The organism is Streptomyces sp. NPDC001889 (assembly GCF_053594535.1).
This window is the reverse complement of record NZ_JBSFER010000003.1, coordinates 268,344-285,529: the sequence shown is the minus strand read 5'-3', so window position 1 is coordinate 285,529 and position 17,186 is coordinate 268,344. Positions and strand designations below refer to the sequence as shown.

15 protein-coding genes are annotated in these 17,186 nt (G+C 73.0%); 8 read left to right on the top strand and 7 right to left on the bottom strand.

The genetic code is table 11. The features are described from left to right. Window positions 1-8 precede the first annotated feature (8 nt). The 6 genes from ACWCRA_RS04780 to ACWCRA_RS04755 form a co-directional block, all read right to left on the bottom strand. The gene (locus tag ACWCRA_RS04780; RefSeq protein ID WP_451066847.1) at window positions 9-815 is read right to left on the bottom strand and encodes a polysaccharide deacetylase family protein; all 807 of its coding nucleotides are present in this window, start codon (window positions 813-815) and stop codon (window positions 9-11) included. Then, complete coding sequence (locus ACWCRA_RS04775; RefSeq protein ID WP_451066846.1) at window positions 805-2,835, bottom strand: lipid II flippase MurJ; 2,031 nt, start codon at window positions 2,833-2,835, stop codon at window positions 805-807. Before ACWCRA_RS04775 ends, ACWCRA_RS04780 begins: the two co-directional genes overlap by 11 nt. A gap of 407 nt (window positions 2,836-3,242) precedes the next feature. After that, window positions 3,243-4,670 (bottom strand): O-antigen ligase family protein, encoded by a 1,428-nt coding sequence (locus ACWCRA_RS04770; protein ID WP_451066845.1) that lies wholly within the window; start codon window positions 4,668-4,670, stop codon window positions 3,243-3,245. A 2-nt stretch (window positions 4,671-4,672) separates the two neighbouring features. Beyond that, on the bottom strand, window positions 4,673-6,127 hold the full coding sequence (locus ACWCRA_RS04765; RefSeq protein ID WP_351546960.1) for an exopolysaccharide biosynthesis polyprenyl glycosylphosphotransferase: 1,455 nt from the start codon (window positions 6,125-6,127) through the stop codon (window positions 4,673-4,675). Next, complete coding sequence (locus ACWCRA_RS04760; protein ID WP_351546957.1) at window positions 6,124-7,317, bottom strand: glycosyltransferase; 1,194 nt, start codon at window positions 7,315-7,317, stop codon at window positions 6,124-6,126. The genes ACWCRA_RS04765 and ACWCRA_RS04760 overlap by 4 nt, the downstream gene beginning before the upstream one ends. A gap of 87 nt (window positions 7,318-7,404) precedes the next feature. Next, window positions 7,405-8,562, bottom strand: a complete 1,158-nt coding sequence (locus tag ACWCRA_RS04755) for a DUF3344 domain-containing protein (protein WP_351546954.1) — start codon at window positions 8,560-8,562, stop codon at window positions 7,405-7,407. A gap of 485 nt (window positions 8,563-9,047) precedes the next feature. Between ACWCRA_RS04755 and ACWCRA_RS04750 the strand changes: the two genes are divergently transcribed. The 6 genes from ACWCRA_RS04750 to ACWCRA_RS04725 all read left to right on the top strand — a co-directional run bounded on the left by ACWCRA_RS04750 (window position 9,048) and on the right by ACWCRA_RS04725 (window position 13,391). Then, window positions 9,048-9,338 (top strand): hypothetical protein, encoded by a 291-nt coding sequence (locus ACWCRA_RS04750; protein ID WP_351546951.1) that lies wholly within the window; start codon window positions 9,048-9,050, stop codon window positions 9,336-9,338. Between the two features lie 319 nt (window positions 9,339-9,657). Beyond that, window positions 9,658-10,068 carry a rodlin gene (locus ACWCRA_RS04745; protein ID WP_351546949.1) on the top strand — a complete coding sequence of 137 codons (411 nt, stop codon included), beginning with the start codon at window positions 9,658-9,660 and terminating at the stop codon, window positions 10,066-10,068. 348 nt (window positions 10,069-10,416) lie between these two features. Next, the gene (locus tag ACWCRA_RS04740) at window positions 10,417-10,827 is read left to right on the top strand and encodes a rodlin (protein ID WP_351546945.1); all 411 of its coding nucleotides are present in this window, start codon (window positions 10,417-10,419) and stop codon (window positions 10,825-10,827) included. Window positions 10,828-11,133: 306 nt separating this feature from the next. Continuing rightward, a complete protein-coding gene (locus ACWCRA_RS04735; RefSeq protein ID WP_351547132.1) occupies window positions 11,134-11,325 on the top strand; it encodes a chaplin in 192 nt (63 codons plus the stop codon). Window positions 11,326-11,661: 336 nt separating this feature from the next. Continuing rightward, window positions 11,662-12,873 carry a pyridoxal phosphate-dependent aminotransferase gene (locus ACWCRA_RS04730; protein WP_351546942.1) on the top strand — a complete coding sequence of 404 codons (1,212 nt, stop codon included), beginning with the start codon at window positions 11,662-11,664 and terminating at the stop codon, window positions 12,871-12,873. Between the two features lie 134 nt (window positions 12,874-13,007). After that, window positions 13,008-13,391 (top strand): SCO4983 family protein, encoded by a 384-nt coding sequence (locus ACWCRA_RS04725; RefSeq protein ID WP_351546939.1) that lies wholly within the window; start codon window positions 13,008-13,010, stop codon window positions 13,389-13,391. A gap of 330 nt (window positions 13,392-13,721) precedes the next feature. Here the strand turns inward: ACWCRA_RS04725 and ACWCRA_RS04720 are convergent, their stop codons facing one another. Then, on the bottom strand, window positions 13,722-15,566 hold the full coding sequence (locus tag ACWCRA_RS04720) for a phosphoenolpyruvate carboxykinase (GTP) (RefSeq protein WP_351546936.1): 1,845 nt from the start codon (window positions 15,564-15,566) through the stop codon (window positions 13,722-13,724). A 301-nt stretch (window positions 15,567-15,867) separates the two neighbouring features. Between ACWCRA_RS04720 and trhA the strand changes: the two genes are divergently transcribed. Together trhA and ACWCRA_RS04710 are read left to right on the top strand one after the other, a co-directional pair. Continuing rightward, window positions 15,868-16,542, top strand: a complete 675-nt coding sequence (gene trhA / locus ACWCRA_RS04715; protein WP_351546933.1) for a PAQR family membrane homeostasis protein TrhA — start codon at window positions 15,868-15,870, stop codon at window positions 16,540-16,542. An 18-nt stretch (window positions 16,543-16,560) separates the two neighbouring features. Continuing rightward, on the top strand, window positions 16,561-17,172 hold the full coding sequence (locus tag ACWCRA_RS04710) for a TetR/AcrR family transcriptional regulator (RefSeq protein WP_351546932.1): 612 nt from the start codon (window positions 16,561-16,563) through the stop codon (window positions 17,170-17,172). The last annotated feature ends 14 nt before the right edge of the window (window positions 17,173-17,186 follow it).

The window sequence follows — 17,186 nt, the reverse complement described above, 5'->3', positions numbered from 1 at the left end:
CGGGCGTCTCACGCGCTCAGCCGGTGCCGCAGCCGCTTGAGCCGCAGCCGCCCGGCGCGGTCGGCCTGGCTGATGTGCGTACGGGGCAGGGCGTACGGGCCGGTCAGGGCGGCGGGCGGGCGGATCGCACAGCCGTAGCCGTACCCGGCGGCGCGCACCGCGTCCGCCACCCGGCCGTCGACCGTGCCGTACGGATAGCAGAAGCCCTCCGGCGCGGTGCCGGTGATCTGCTCCAGCCAGGCGCGGCTGCGCCCCGCCTCCTCGTCCAGCACGGCGTCGTCCACGGCCGTCAGATCGACGTGGTAGAGCCCGTGGGAGCCGATCTCGACCCCCGCCTCCGCCGCGCCGCGAATCCCCTGTTCGTCGAGGAGCGGTTTGCGCGGGCCCTCGGGGTCCCACACATTCGCGCCGCCGAGCCTCCCGGGCAGGACGAACAGCGTGGCACCGCACCCGTGCCGGCGCAGCACCGGCAGGGCGGCCTCGGTGAAGTCGGCGTAACCGTCGTCGAAGGTGAGCCCGACCAGCCCCCGGGCCCTCCCCCGGGCGTGGGCCCGCAGCAGGGTGGCCACGCCGACGCCGGTGAGCCCGAGCCGGCGGAGGCGGGTGAGCTGGAGGTCGAGCCGGCCGGGCGCGACGGTGATGCCGTAGGGGTCGACGGCCGGGTCGGCCACCGAGTGGTACATCAGAATCCACGGCCAGGAGGGCGGCGGGGCGGCGGGCGCGGCGGGGCGGGTGGCGGCAGCTTCGGTGGCTTCAGTGGCTTCAGTGGCTTCAGTGGCGGTGGAGCCGGTGGCGGTGGTCGTGTCAGCGGACATGACGAATCCTCTGTCGGGTGAGGGCCAGCAGATGGACGACTTCCGGGGCCCGGAGCGCGAGCCCGGTGGCGGCGAAGACGGCGGGCACGAGCAGCACACCCGCCGTCAGGCCGAGCAGCGGCGAGGGGATGAGGCCGCTGACCACCCGGCCGGCCAGCGCGGCGACGGCCGCGGCGGCGGCGAGCCGGGCCAGGCCGGCGCTGATGGCGCGGACCTCGATGGCGATGCCCCGCGAACCGAGCCCGTGGAGCAGCAGCAGGGCGGTGGCGCAGATGCCGGCGGCGTTGGCGGCGGCGATCCCGTACACCCCCCACGGTCCGGCGGCGGCCCATCCGGCGGCGACGGTGACCAGCAGACCCGCGCCCATCGCCGCGGCCGGGTACCAGGTGGGGCGGCCGGTGGAGAAGAACGGCCGGCCCAGCGCGCCGACGAGGGTGTGGCCGATCAGCCCGGCGGCGTACACCCGCATCACGGATGCGGTGGTGGCGGTGTCGTGGGCGTCGAAGGCCCCGCGCTCGAAGAGGACCTCCACGATCTGGTGGGCGCAGCCGAGGATGAGCGCGGTCCCGAGCAGCACCACGAGCCCGGCGAGAACGAGATCGTTCTCGACCCGGCGGCGGGCCCGTTCGTGGTCGCCGTCGGCCATCGCCCGGGCGATGACGGGGAAGGTGACGGTGCAGAACATCAGCGACAGCACCATCGGCATCTGCGCGACCTTCTGCGCGTAGTTGAGGTGGGAGATCGCGCCGCCGGGGAGCGAGGAGGCGATGAACCGTTCCACCAGGACCTGGGACTGTCGGCTGACGGCGAAGAGGACGATGGGCGCGACGACCGCGAAGCCGACGAGGGAGGTCGCGGCGCGGGGTGCCCGGGGGACGGTGCGCCGGGACGGCCTCACCCGGCTCACCCGGCTCACCCGGCTCACCCGGCTCAGGAAGGCGGGCAGTTGGGTGAGGACCATCAGCAGCCCGCCGACGGCGACCCCGGTGGCGGCGGCGCGCACACCCCAGAGGGAGTTCAGGAGCAGGGTGGTGGCGATGATGCCGACGTTGGAGGCGATGTAGACACCGGCAGGCGGCAGGAACCGGCCGTGGGCGCGGAGCGCGGCGCTGAAGTATCCGGCGATCCCGTAGGTGAGGACGGTGAGGGCGGTGAGCCGGGTGCAGTCGACCGCGAGGGCGGGATCGGCGAAGCCGGGGGCGAGGGTGGAGACGAACTGGGGCGCGAAGAGGATCAGCAGACCGGTGACGCCCGTGAGGACGGCGAGGAGACGCGGCAGGGTGGCGGCGACCAGCTGCTGTACGGGGTCGCCGCCCCCGGCACGCGACGCGTCGGGCGGGGCAGCCGCGCCGGAGGAGGCGGGCGGGGCAGCCGCCGAGGACGCGGTGGAGCCAGCCGAGGCCGAGGCCGGGGAAGCCGGGGAAGCCGCATCGCGTGCGGACACGACGGACGCCCCACCCGCCGCCGAGGCCGAGGAGGCGGAGGAGGCCGCACCCGCCGAGGACGCCGAGGACACCGCGCCCCCCGCCAACACGACGGACGCCGCACCCGCCGAGGACGCCGAGGACACCGCGTCCCCCGCCAACGCGACGGGCGCCCCACCCGCCGCCGAGGCCCCGGGCGCCGAGGAGGCCGAGGACGCGTTGGGCGCGGGGGAAGCCGTCGCGGCCATGGCCGCGCGCCGGGTGAGGGCGTGGCTGAACGCCGGGACGAGCAGGAGCGCCATCGCGTCCTCGATGAGGAGCGTCGCGGCCATCTCGGGCACGGTCCAGGCGATGAGGAAGGCGTCGCTCTCGGTGCTCGCGCCGTAGATCTTCGCGATGGTCTGGTCCCGTACGAGCCCGAGGACCGCCCCGGCCACGGTCAGCCCGGCGGTGACGGCCGCGGCCCGGGCGAGGACGTTCCCGAGCCGGTGCGGAGCCTGACGCTCCCCGGCGGCCTCCCCGGCCGCCCCGCCGCCCGGCCCGGACCGGATGTCCACCTCCACGGCGACAGCGCCGGTCCCCTGCCCCGGTGTCACCGCGTCCGGCACCGCCGGCCGCGCGGCTCCGCACCGCCGGCACTCCCGCTCCCGGCACGGCCCGGTGCCGCGCGCGCCTCCGGGCCCGGCGCAGCCGGCCGCCGCCGGGGCGGACCGAGCGGCCTCGGGCCCGGAGGCGCCCGGTCCTCGTACCGCCGCCGTCCCCGGCCCGCCCGCCCGGCCGGCGAGCCGCCCCCCGAGGCCGCGCATCGGCAGCGGGTGCGGCGGCCCGGACGGTACGGCCCCCGGGTCCGCAGGGTCCCCCGGGTGCACAGGGTCCGCCGGGTGCACAGGGTCCGCCCGGTCCTCCCGCGCCTCCGGGGCCGGGCCCACCGAGAGCAGCGGCCCGCCGGCGGCCCGCGCCGCCCGCCTCAGCCGCCGCCGCGCACCGGCGCCCGCCGGTTCCGTCACGGCGCGGTCGCCCGCTCGCGCCCGGCGGCCCCGCCGGCCCCGGGAGCCCCGGGAGCCCCGGGAGCCCCGGCCAGACCCCACCAGGCGGCGAGCCCCAGCACCACCCCGGTGAGCACCGTCGACGGCCCGCCGATGTCCGCGTACAGGAAGTCCACCGTCTGCCAGAGCATCAGCGCGACGGCGGCGAGACCGCACTCCGCCCCCCTCCGGCCGGCGCCCCGCAGCAGCCGGCGCACCCCGGCGGCGAGGATCAGGGCCCAGGACCCGGCGAACGCGGTCACGCCGATCAGTCCCTGCTCGCTGAGGATCAGCAGATACATGTTGTGCGGCGACAGCAGCGGCTGGCGGCGGAAGGCCTGCCCCGCGCCCCCGGTGTCCCCGGCGGAGGAGAGGCCGATCGTGGCGTGGCCGTCGCGGTGGGCCGGAAAACCCTTGAGGCCGACCCCGGTGAGCGGCTGCTCGCGCCACATGCTCGCGGCGGCGGCCCACATCGTGTAGCGGTCGGTCACCGAGCGGTCGGGGGCCTGCGCGACCCGGGTGATGCTGCTGACCCGCTGGGAGATCAGCTCGGAGCCCACCCCGAAGCCGCCGACCAGGACGACACCGGCGGCGGTCACCACGGCGACCGCCTTGAGGGCCTGCCGCGCCCCGGTCAGCGCGATCATCACCAGCGCGGCCAGCGCCGTGGCGATCCACGCGCCCCGGCTGAACGACAGCGCCAGCGGTACGAGGAGACCGGCCGCGACCGCGACGGCGGCGGGCCGCACCCAGCGGGGCGCGCCCGGGGGTGTGCGGAGGGCGAGCGCGAGCGCCACCAGCAGCCCGTAGGCGACCACCGTGGCCATGCCCATGACGTCGGTGGGCCCGAAGGTGCCGACGGCGCGGATGTCGGCGCCCATGTAGGAGGCGCCGGTGCCGGTGGCGTACTGGTGGAGGCCGATCGCGCCCTGCACCAGCGCGACGAGGGCGAGGGCGGCGGCGACGGCCCGGAAGTCCCGGGCGCCCCGCAGGAGCAGCAGCACCGCGCCGGGCACCAGCACGAAGACCTGGAGGTAGCGCACCACCCCGGGCAGGGCGGCCACCGGGTCGGCGGCGGTGACGGCGGCGACGGCCACGGCCACCACCGGCAGCCCGAGGACCAGCGCGGCGGCCGGTCCCAGCGGCCGGGTCCTTCCGCGCGCCACCTGGACCAGGCACCACACCACCAGCACGGCCGACGCGAGGTCGGACGGGGCGAGCCGCCCGGAGCCGGCCTCGCTCCCGGCGGGCAGCGGGGCGGCCAGCAGCACCACCGTCGCGAGCAGCGGCAGCAGTTCCGCCCTCGGCAGCCACCGGCTCCGGACCGCACCGCTCCGGACTCCACCGCTCCGCGCGCCGGCGCCCGGCTCACCGGGAGCGAGGGGCGTCCCCCACAGCACCGTCATGCTCAACTGCCTCCGAGCCGGAAGAGCGAGGCCGCGGTCCGGGCGAGGATGCACAGGTCCTGCCAGGGCGACCAGGTCTCGATGTAGTGGTTGTCGAAGCGGGCGCGCTCCTCGATGGAGGTGTCGCCGCGCAGTCCGTGGATCTGGGCGAGGCCGGTGATGCCCGCGGGCATCCGGTGGCGGGCCCGGTAGCCGGGGTGGACACGGCTGAACCGGTCGACGAAGTAGGGCCGTTCGGGCCTCGGGCCCACCAGGCTCATATCGCCGCGCAGCACGTTCCACAGCTGGGGCAGCTCGTCGAGCGAGGTGCGGCGCAGCACGCTGCCGGTGGTGGACATCCGGCGGTCGAAGGCGACGTTCCAGAGGGTCGCCGACTCGTGTTCGTCCACGGGGCTGAGGGTGCGGAACTTCAGCAGGGTGAACCGCCTGCCGTGCAGCCCCACGCGCTCCTGCCGGAAGATGACCCCGGGCCCGTCGGCGATCCGCACGGCGAGCGCGCACCCCGCGATGACGGGCGCGGCGAAGAGCAGCGCGACGGCGGCGACGACCGTGTCGACGGCGCGTTTGACGGCCCGGGCCACGGGCCGGTCGAAGGGGTCGCGCAGGGGCCGTACGGAGAGTCCCCACAGGTGGTCGTGGCCCACGGCCCGCCGCCACGGATTCCCGCCGGCCGCGCCGGTCTCCACCAGCCAGAGCCGGCAGCCGTGCCGGGCGAACAGGCCGAGGAGCGCCTCGGTCCCGGTGTCGTCGCCGGGCGGGGCGGTGAGGAGGGCGTGCCGGACGGTGTTCCGGACGACCGCCCCGCGCACCTCCTGACGGGTGGTGAGCACGGGCAGCGGGCCGCCGTCGGCCGCAGGTTCGCCGAGCAGTCCGACGGGCCGCATGCCGTACTCGGGGTGGGCGAGCAGCGCCGCCGTCACCTGCCGGGCGAGGGCGCCCCGGCCGACGACGAGCACCGCGTCCGGTCTCCGCGCGGCGGCCCTGCGGCCGGCCCGGTGGACGAGGGCGCGGCCCGCGCAGCACAGCGCGGTCTGGACGAGGACCGCGAGGAGCAGCTCCCGGAGGCCGGCCGTGTGCCGGGGCGCGTACCCGGTCAGCGCCTCGGCGACGGCGAGCCACTGCACGAGCGCGAGCCCGGCGACCGCGGGGGCGTCGGCGAGCGCCGACGGGGTCAGGCCCGGGCGGTACAGGCCCCGGCAGGCGTGCACGGCCGGGGGCAGCAGGACGAGCAGGGCGAGGACCGGCAGGGGCCACCCCTGAGGTGGCAGCAGGGCCGTGGTGAGCGCCGGGGCGAGCACATCGGCGGCGAGCAGTCCCGCGACCGTCCCGTGCCGCCCGCCCCGGGCCCGCGCCCCCGGGGGCGCACCGCCCCGGCGGGCGGTTCCGCGCGGCGGGTGCAGGGTCGCGCCCCGGGCCCGGGGGGCCGCGTGGGGTGCGGGAACGCTCTCCGTGGTCATCGCGTGGCGCTCTTCCTCGTCAGGGGGTGGTGCGGGAGGAGTAGGTCCCGGTAGAGGTCCGACACGGCGGCGGCCGTGGTGCGCACATCGCCGGTCGCCCGCATGTGCGCGGCGGCCTCGCGGCCGAGCGAGCCGCGCAGCGCGGGGTCGGCGAGCAGCCGGGTGAGCGCGGCGGCGAGCGCGCCGGGGTCGTCGGGCGGTACGAGGCTGTGGGCGCGGTGTCCGGGCGGCAGGCTCTCCCCGGCGCCGCTCACATCGGTGACGACGACGGGCCGTCCGCAGGCCATGGCCTCCAGGGGGGCGAGCGCCATGCCCTCCCAGCGGGAGGGGAGGACGACGAGATCCGCCGCGCGGAGCCAGGGCCCGGTGTCGGGGACCGCTCCGGCGAAGAGGACCCCGGGCGGCGCGGTGCGGGTGAGGTGCTCGCGGTCGGGTCCGTCGCCGACGAGGAGCAGCCGGGCCCCGGGGACGGCGTCGAGCACCCGGGGCCAGGCGTCCAGCAGGATGTCCTGGCCCTTCTGGCGGCAGAGCCGCCCGACGCACAGGACGAGGGGCGCGCCGGCGGGGACCGCGTCGAGGGCGCGCAGACCGGAGCGGGCGCGGGCCCGCTCGGCGGCGGGGGCGTACGGGTCATCGGGGGTGTAGTGGCCGAGGTCGACTCCGTTGCGGATCACGGCCCAGCGCGCGGCGATCCCGGCGCGCTCCCCGGCGCGGCGCTCGCTCTCGCTGACGCACAGGGTGCGGGTGCTCCAGCGGGTGGCGTACCGCTCCCAGGCCAGGGCGGTGCGGGCGGCCCGCCCGGCGACGGCGTCGAAGGACCAGGCGTGCGGCTGGAAGACGGTCGGCAGCTTTCCCCGGACGGCGAGCCGGCCGGCGAGCCCGGCCTTGGCGCTGTGGGCGTGGACCAGATGGGGGCGGCTGTCGCGGACGATCCGGGCGGCGGCGAGGACTTCGGCGGGGAGGCGGGCGCCGGGGGCGCGGACCGCGTGCCACGGGTGGACCTCGGCTCCGGCGGCGCTCGCGCGTTCGGCGAGTTCGCCGCCGGGCGGACAGGCGACCACGGGGTGGACGCCCTCGGCGGCCTGCGCGCGGACGAGGTCGGCGACGACGCGCGCGACTCCGCCCTCCACCGGCTGCACCAGATGGAGAATCGTCGGTTGGCTCGGCTCGGTCCGGTGTTCGTGCGGCACGTGCGGCTCTCCGGGTGCGGGGAGGGGCGGAGCTGGGCTCGGGTGAGCGGCGCCGCGCGGTCCGGCGGCGCGGCGGGAACCGCCCGGTCAGCGGCGGGTGTCGGCCTGGACGAAGAGGACGCCGAGGCCGTATCCGTGGACCGCGGCGGTCTCGCCGGCGAACCGGAAGGTGAGGCCGGTGCCGCCGGAGGCCAGTGCGGGGGTGATGTCGAAGACGTCGGAGTCGTATCCGAGGGTGTTGGCGTGGTCGGGCCGGCGGGTGATCGCCGCGCCGGGCCCGGTGATGGTGGAGTTCATGACATCGGTGGCCGGGTTGGCGGCGTCGGTGAGCCCGAGGCCCTCGGCCCCGTCGGCGCGCACCCGTACGGTGTCGCCGTCCTGGCCCCGGTCGCCGTCGTAGGCGACGAATCCCGCGTGCCCCGCGGCCTTCTCCGGAATGCGCATTCCGGGAAGGGAGATGTCCTGGGTTCTCCGTCCGGCGCCGAGGGATTCGAATCCGTCCCAGAGGGAGAGGTGGCGCAGTGGTTCGCCGCTGTTCTCATAGGCGACGACCAGGGTCCAGCCGCCCCAGGTGCCGATGTCCGAATGCCCCATCGCCACATTGATCTGGGCCACCGTGTAGATCCCGGCACCGGCCCGGCGCACCAGGGGGGTGATGTCGGCGGATGCCTGGAAGGCGTCCATTCCGTCCGCGTTCCGGTGGGCGATCCGGGTATCGGCGAGTACCGCCTGGTACTGGCCGCCCTCCTCGGCGATCAGCACCCGGCCGTTGTCCTCGGGCGGCTTCTGCTCACCGGCGAGCAGATTTCCGCCCCAGTAGAGCCGTGCGTAGGTCACCGTCGAATTCTTCGGCACGGCGAGCCGGGCACGGCTGGAGTTGTAGGTATTGGGGTCGCTGTCCTCGTCGATGTAGAACATCTCGAAGTCGCTGTTGACCCCGTCGGCACCCGCTCGGGCCGTGGCGCACTCCCTGGTGGCGGGGGCTTTCGGGGCGCTGCAGGTGATCGAGGAGTTGGCCGCGCGGACGATGCCCCCGCGGTGTACGGCCTGATAGCGCTGAGCGAAGGGAATACGCGCCGATTCGGGCTGTCCCGACACATCGGCGGCCAGGGCTCCGGCGGTGGCGCGGGGCGCGTCGGACCGGTGCGCGGGAAGTGGTGCGGCCAGCAGCGGAGCGGCCGAGAGGGCCAGGAGGAACATCGCTCCCAGAACACCCCGTACGGCGAGGCCGGTCGGCTCTGACATGACTGGCTCTCCCTGTTCGATCAACATGACAAAAACAGGAGTGCAGTTTGTCAGAATCCGGTCGGAAAACACGCAGGACTCGCTTGTGCGGCCATATGGCCCCGCCCCGATTGCCCGGGCCGGACTTCGGCGGTTCACTGTGCCGCCATCCGTTCGGCGGGTCATTCACCGGGGCACGGGGCGGGAATTTCCGTTCCGGTGATTCACCGGGACACCCGGGGTGAATCCCGGGCGGGGCGGGTGACGCGCACCGTATTCCCGCGGAGTTCTTCGGGGCGGCTCCCGGACCGGGGCCGCGGGCCGGATGCCGCCGGTCTGCGGCATCCGGCGGACGGACTCATTTTCCGGATATCCGTTCGACATTCAGCGGATGATCGGACGGAAGGCTGATACGAGAATCGCCGTGGGGGTTTCCCCGGTGCCGGGGTCTCGTTGTCCAGGGCGACGGCGGCGACGGCCGCCGCCGGAGAAAGGGATGCGAAGAGATGAAGTACACCAGGGTTGCCGCGGTCATCGCCGGTTCGCTCGCCGCGCTCGGCGCCGCCGCTCCCGCGATGGCGGCGAACGGGCCCACCATGCCCACGAGCCTGAACGGCGGCCTGGACTCGGCCATCAGGCAGACCCCCCTGCTCAACGGCGGCAGCGGCGACGCGGTGACGGACGTGGCCACCACCGCCACCGAGCTGAACCAGGTCAAGGGCGACGCCCCGCAGAACGCGCTGAAGGCGGCGGGCGCCCTCACCCCGATGCTGGGCGGTGTCCAACTGGGCGGCTGACAGCCGCCGGCGGACGCGGGAGGGGGTGCGGCGATCGGCTGCCGCACCCCCTCCCCATGCCGTCCGTCAAATGAAGTGCGGCCGTACGGGTGGCGTACGGCCCCGGTCCACACCACCCGGGGCGCGGACGGGTACAGAGCGGGTCGGAGCCTCCGTGGTGACGACACGGGCGGTGTCCGCAGTGCCCCCCGATCGGTGCGATAAGCCGATGAGTCCGCCGCATGGGGGCCATTGGAGTGAACCGGCGGAACCAAAACCCCCGTGCGGAGTTGCTCAGGTCGCTCCACTTGCGGGCATCCACGAGACAGAAGGACGGAACATGCTCAAGAAGGTTATGGCGACCGCCGCGGTCACCCTCTCCGTGGCGGGCGCGGGCGCGGCGATGGCTCCGCAGGCTATGGCCATCGGCGACCACCAGGGCACCACCTCGGTCAGCGGCAACGACTCGTTCCAGGCGTACGGCAACTCCGAGACGCACGGCGACCTCAGCCCGCAGCTGAGCCTCGTGCAGGGCTCGCTCAACAAGCCGTGCATCGGCCTGCCGCTCAAGGCGAACGTCGGCTCGCTCATCGGGCTCATCCCGGTCACCGTCCAGGACGTCAACGTTCTTTCGTCGCCGCAGAACCAGCAGTGCACCGAGAACTCCACCCAGGCCAAGGGCGACGAGCCGCTGTCGCACATCCTCAGCAACATCCCGGTGCTCTCCGGCAACGGCGTCGCCAACCGCTGAACCGCCGCGCCGCCGCCCGCCGGGCGGGCGTGACGCGCCGCTCCCGTGTGAATACCCCGTCACCCTCGCGGTGCCGGGGTATTCGCGCTCCGGCGCGCCGGAGCGTCCGACCGCCGGCCGATTCAGTCCGCAGACGGGTGATCGCGAGATCCGTTCGGCCGTACGGCGCCCGGCCGGGTGTCCGCCGGGGCGACGCCATTCGAATGAATTCGCCTCGACTCTCCGTACGCCAGGGACACCTCACCGGCGGACATTGCGTCATTCGGGTGAACGGGCGGAACCAAACGGGCCGAGAGCAGTTGATCAGGTTGCTCCACGATCGATCGTTCACAGCGAAAAGGAACACAAGTGATCAAGAAGATTCTGGCAACCGCCGCGGTCACCGCTTCGATGGTGGGCGCCGGCGCCACGATGGCTCCCCAGGCCATGGCCATCGGCAACGACAACGGCACCACGTCCTTCAGCGGCAACGGCTCGACCCAGGCCTACGGCAACTCCGCCACGCACGGCGACATGAGCCCGCAGCTGGCACTGGTCCAGGGCTCGCTCAACAAGCCCTGCATCGGCCTGCCCGCGAAGGCGAACGTCGGCTCGCTCATCGGCCTCATCCCGGTCACCGTCCAGGACATCAACGTCCTGTCGTCGCCGCAGAACCAGCAGTGCACCGAGAACTCGACCCAGGCCAAGGGCGACGAGCCGCTGTCGCACATCCTCAGCAACATCCCGGTCCTGTCGGGCAACGGCGCCGGAAACAACTGAGCTTCGGCACCGAGGCCATGAGTGTGCCCCTGAGCGCGGCGCGTTCGGGGGCACACTCCATGACCGGTCCTTCCCCGCACATCGGAAAAGGCAATGCGCCACGGTGCTGCAAAAGAGTGACTTTTCGAACTGACGGCCATATCCAGGTTTCCATTCGGGAACCCCATCGTTACTAGGTCTGTGGGGGTGCCATGCACAGGAAACTGTCGACGCAGCGCGAAGGCCGCGGCTGCGTACAGCACCGCCGCTGAAAGGATCAATGAAATGAAGCACAAGAAGGCTGCTGCCGTTGTCGCGGGCGTCCTCATGGCGCTGGGCTCCGCCGCTCCGGCCATGGCCGATGCGGGTGCCAACGGCGCTGCCGTCGGTTCGCCCGGCGTGCTGTCGGGCAACGTGGTCCAGGTCCCCGTCCACGTCCCCGTGAACCTCTGTGGCAACTCGATCAACGTCATCGGCCTGCTGAACCCGGCCTTCGGCAACACCTGCATCAACGCCTGACATTACGTCGGCGTTCTCCGCCCCGGGGTGCGAGCCAATCGCGCCCCGGGGCTATTTCGTGCCCGATACCCGGACCCCGCCCGGGATGGTTCCCGGAGCCGTTCCCGGGGCCTCCCACGGTCGGGTGACCGGGTGCCGAGTGACGAGGACAACACCCCGGCGCCGATTCTCCGCCCGTACCGCATAAACCGCAGGCATGAAGCCCGCACGGCTGTCGCATTCCAAGGATGTTCACCCCTGGCACCGGCCCAAGCACCCGCGCCGGTATTCCCCCGCGCGACCGCTCCGGGCGAAAACGCTCAGCGGTCGCGGTTACACGCCCGTAAGCTCACCGGCATGCAGGTGATCCAGTCGACCAAGCTCGCAAATGTCTGTTACGAGATCCGGGGACCCGTCCTTGAGGAGGCGATGCGGCTGGAGGCGGCGGGCCACCGCATCCTCAAGCTCAACACCGGCAACCCGGCGGCCTTCGGGTTCGAGTGCCCGCCCGAGATCCTGGAGGACATCCTCCGCAATCTCGGTGACGCGCACGGCTACGGTGACGCGAAGGGGCTGCTCTCCGCGCGGCGCGCGGTGATGCAGCACTACCAGACCAGGGGGATCGAGCTGGACGTCGAGGACGTCTACCTCGGCAACGGCGTCTCCGAGCTGATCCAGATGTCGATGCAGGCCCTGCTCGACGACGGCGACGAGGTCCTCGTACCCGCTCCGGACTATCCGCTGTGGACCGCCTCCGTCTCCCTCGCCGGAGGCACGGCCGTGCACTACCGCTGCGACGAGCAGTCCGACTGGATGCCCGATCTCGCCGATGTCGAGCGGAAGATCACCGACCGCACCCGGGCGATCGTGATCATCAATCCGAACAACCCCACCGGCGCCGTCTACGACGACGAGATGCTGCGCGGGCTCACCGAGATCGCCCGCCGCCACAACCTGATCGTCTGCTCCGACGAGATCTACGACAAGATCCTCTACGACGGCGCCACCCACACCCCGACCGCCGCCATCGCCCCGGATCTGATGGTGCTCACCTTCAACGGGCTCTCCAAGAACTACCGGGTCGCCGGATACCGCTCCGGCTGGATGGCGGTCTGCGGACCGAAGGCCCATGCCTCCTCGTACATCGAGGGGCTGACCATCCTCGCCAATATGCGGCTGTGCGCGAACATGCCCTCCCAGCACGCCGTCGCCACGGCGCTGAACGGCCGGCAGTCCATCCACGACCTGGTGCTGCCGGGCGGACGGATTCTGGAGCAGCGCGATAAGGCGTACGAGCTGCTCACCCAGATCCCGGGGGTCACCTGTGTGAAGCCCAAGGGCGCGCTCTATCTCTTCCCGAGGCTGGACCCCAAGGTCTACAAGATCAAGGACGACCGGCAGATGGTCCTCGATCTGCTGCGCTCGGAGAAGATCATGGTCGTGCACGGTACGGGGTTCAACTGGCCGGAGCCCGATCACTTCCGGATCGTGACGCTGCCCGCGGTGAAGGAACTGGCGGACGCGGTGACCCGGATCGGCTCGTTCCTGGACGGGTACAGCCAGCCCTGACCGATTCCCGACCCCGTCCGAGCTGCGGAAACCGGTCGGCGCGGCACTATCGCGCCAGCACATCCGACTCGACTCAACTTTAGACATAATCCAAGGTAGGATGGTCTCCTGATAGAGAGCAGGAGGCCATCGCCATGTACGAGCCGATTCGCACCAAGTCCGTCCACTCGATGGCCGAGAGTGCCGCCTATCCCCACCGCTCGCGCGAGGAGGAGCTGGACATCCAGCTCGCCGGCCATCTCTCGGCGCTGCTGGCCGTCACCGACGAGCTGGCGCTGGAGGAGGCCGCCGAGCGCATCGCCGGCCAGATCACCCGGCTGCGCGACATGCCGCCGGTCCGGCACGCCCCGCCGAGCCGCGCCCGTACCGAGGATCTGCACCGCCGGGCCCACACCCTGGCCGGCCGTGCCCTGGTCGTCGCGGCCTCCCGCGCGGACACCACGGCCGCCATCCTCGCCGCCGAGCGGATGGACGCCCACGCCGCCGCGCTCGAGCGCCGGCTGGTCGGCGCCCACTGATCGGCCCTGGTTCACGGGCCGGGAAGGCGCGTGGACCGGGTGCCCCGCTGCGTCCTCGGACGAGGTCCCCCATCCCCCCTGGATTCCGTCCGAGGGCGCAGCCCCCTCTTCCCGCGGCCCCGCGGTTGTCCGTGGACGGAAAGAAGTGGCCCCCGGAGTCTGAGGGAGGACTCCGGGGGCCGGGACGCGGCGGACCTGAGGGACGCCACAGGTCAGGGCGGATGTCGGACGGTCCGCCGCGGGGTTTCGGTACCCGGCGCGACCGGCCGGGCGGGGGTGCCGCACGCACCGGCCGGGCCCCGGGGCCCGGCCGTCCGCGCGGTACCGGGCTCAGCCCAGGCGCGCGACCAGCGCGTGGTACTCGTCCCACAGCTCCTTCGGCGCGTGCTCGCCGAAGGTGTTGAGGTGGTCGGGGACGAGTGCCGCCTCCTCGCGCCAGACCTCACGGTCGACCTTCAGCAGGAAGGCGAGGTCCTCGGCGGGCAGGTCCAGGCCGTCGGTGTCGAGCGACTCGGCCGTCGGCAGAATGCCGATCGGGGTCTCGACGCCCTCGGCGCGGCCCTCCAGCCGCTCCACGATCCACTTCAGCACCCGGCTGTTCTCACCGAAGCCCGGCCAGACGAACGCGCCCGCGTCGTTCTTGCGGAACCAGTTGACGTAGTAGATCTTCGGGAGCTTCGCCGCGTCCGCGCCCTTGCCGACCTTGACCCAGTGGGCCATGTAGTCGCCCATGTTGTAGCCGCAGAAGGGCAGCATCGCGAAGGGGTCGCGGCGCAGCTCGCCGACCTTGCCCTCGGCGGCGGCGGTCTTCTCGGAGGCGACATTGGCGCCCAGGAAGACCCCGTGCTGCCAGTCGAAGGACTCGGTGACCAGCGGGACGGCACTGGCCCGCCGGCCACCGAAGAGAATCGCCGAGATCGGCACGCCCCGGGGGTCCTCCCACTCCGGCGCGACGGTCGGGCACTGCGCGGCCGGCACGGTGAAGCGGGCGTTGGGGTGCGCGGCCGGGGTGGCGGACGCGGGGGTCCAGTCGTTGCCCTTCCAGTCCGTGAGGCGGGCCGGGGCGTCCTCGGTCATGCCCTCCCACCAGATGTCGTTGTCCTGGGTGAGCGCGACATTGGTGAAGACGGCGTTGCCCCAGAGGGTCTTCATGGCGTTGGCGTTGGTGTGCTCGCCGGTGCCGGGCGCGACGCCGAAGAAACCGGCCTCGGGGTTGATCGCGTACAGCCGGCCGTCCTCGCCGAAGCGCATCCAGGCGATGTCGTCGCCGATGGTCTCCACGGTCCAGCCGGGGATGGTGGGCTCCAGCATGGCCAGGTTGGTCTTGCCGCAGGCGGAGGGGAAGGCGGCGGCGATGTACTTGGGCGAATCGGACTCACCCGCGGGCGGGGTGAGCTTGAGGATCAGCATGTGCTCGGCGAGCCAGCCCTCGTCGCGGGCCATCACGGAGGCGATGCGCAGCGCGTAGCACTTCTTGCCCAGCAGGGCGTTGCCGCCGTAGCCGGAGCCGAAGGACCAGATCTCCCGGGTCTCGGGGAAGTGCGAGATGTACTTGGTGGAGTTGCAGGGCCAGGGCACGTCCCGCTCGCCCGGGGCCAGCGGCGCGCCCAGGGTGTGGACGGCCTTGACGAAGAAGCCGTCATCGCCCAGCTCGTCCAGGACGGCCTGTCCCATGCGGGTCATGGTGCGCATGGAGACCGCGACATAGGCGGAGTCGGTGATCTCGACGCCGATGGCGGAGAGCGGGGAGCCGAGCGGGCCCATGCAGAAGGGGACGACGTACATCGTCCGGCCGCGCATCGAGCCGCGGAAGATGCCGTCCTCGCCCGCGAAGATGTCCTTCATCTCCGCCGGGGCCTTCCAGTGGTTGGTGGGCCCGGCGTCCTTCTCGTCCTCGGAGCAGATGAAGGTGCGGTCCTCGACCCGGGCGACATCGGTCGGGTCGGACGCGGCGTAGTACGAGTTCGGGCGCTTGACCGAGTCCAGCTTCCGGAAGGTGCCCTTGGCCACCAGCTCCGCGCAGAGCCGGTCGTACTCGGCCTCCGATCCGTCGCACCAGACGACACGGTCCGGCTGTGTGATCGCCGCGATCTCGTCGACCCAGGAGATCAGCGCCTTGTGATCCGTGGGTGCGGGGGTGGGGACGGTGGTGGGAGCCGCGATGTCGCGCGCCACGATCGCTCCTAAATAAGGGTTGAGGGTTTGCCCTGTGCTGTTCTCGTCTGTTGCCCCGTGGGGGCCGCGGCCCGGATGCTTCGCTGGCGCTCATCCGGTGCCGACCGCACTCATCTGATCATCCCGTGCTCCGCGCCCATATGTCCAGAGGGCGCCTCACGTGAGCATCGCCACTTGTGCCGGCCTCCGGCACCGGGAACTTCTGCACCTCTATCAACCGATTGCTCCGCGGAGAAGTCACTCCGGATGAGGGGCGGGCACCCCCACGCCTTACTTACGGTTGCGTAGGTACCATCCAGACATGACGTCTGCCGCGCCCGAAGTGACCGAGATCGAACCGCCTCCGGTGAAGCCGAAACTGCGCGGCTGGCTGCATGCCGGGATGTTCCCCGCCGTGGTGATCGCGGGACTGGTGCTCACGGCCCTCGCCGACTCCGGCCGGGCCCGGGTGGCCTGCGCGATCTATGTGGCCACCGCGTGTCTGCTCTTCGGGGTGAGCGCGCTCTACCACCGGGGGAACTGGGGCCCGCGCGGTGAGGCCGTGCTCCGCCGGCTGGACCACGCCAATATCTTCCTGATCATCGCGGGCACCTACACCCCGCTGGCCATGCTGCTGCTCCCCGACTCCACCGCCCGGCCCCTCATGTGGGCGGTCTGGGCGGCGGCGGCGGCCGGGATCGCCTTCCGGGTCCTGTGGGTCGGCGCGCCGCGCTGGCTCTACACGCCCTGCTACATCGCGATGGGATGGGCGGCGGTCTTCTTCCTGCCGGACTTCCTGCGGACGGGCGGGATCGCGGTGCTCGTCTGTGTGGTCGTCGGCGGGCTGCTCTACAGCGTCGGAGGCGTGGTCTACGGAATCAAGCGCCCCAATCCGTCACCCCGGTGGTTCGGCTTCCACGAGGTGTTCCACTCGCTGACGCTGGCCGCGTTCGTCGTCCACTACGTCGGGATCTCCCTGGTGGCCTACCAGAACTGACCACGGGACAATGGGCCCATGTCCCGTACCGCACACACCGCTCAGTCGCCGATGGGGCTGCGGGAGCGCAAGAAGCTCAAGACACGGATCGCGATCCGGCGGGCGGCCCACCGGCTGATCGCCGAGCAGGGGTACGAGGCCACCAGCGTCGAGCAGATCGCGGAGGCCGCCGAGGTCTCCCCCTCCACCGTGAGCCGCTACTTCCCGGCGAAGGAGGACATCGTCCTCGGCGACGGAGTGGACCCGGTGCTGGAGGCCGGGCTGCGGGCGCGGCCGGCGGGCGAGGACCCGCTGGACTCGATGCGGTACGTCCTCACCGGTGCCCTGGCCGGCCTCCTCGACGGGGAGCGGGCGGCGGCGGTCCAGCGCACCCGGCTGATGGTGGAGGTCCCGGCGGTGCGGGCGCGGCTGGACGAGTCCCTGGCGCGCACGGCGGAGCTGCTGGTCCCCGTCCTGGCGGACCGCGCCGGCCGCCCCCGGGACGACCTGGGCGTCCGGGTGTTCACGGCGGCGGTGCTGGGTGCCCTGCGCGAGGTGCTGCTGCACTGGGCTGCCCGGGGCCACCGCGACGACCCGGTGGAGCTGCTGGACCGGGCGCTCCGGGCGATGAAGGACGGGGTACGGCTGTAGTCGGCGGCGCCCCG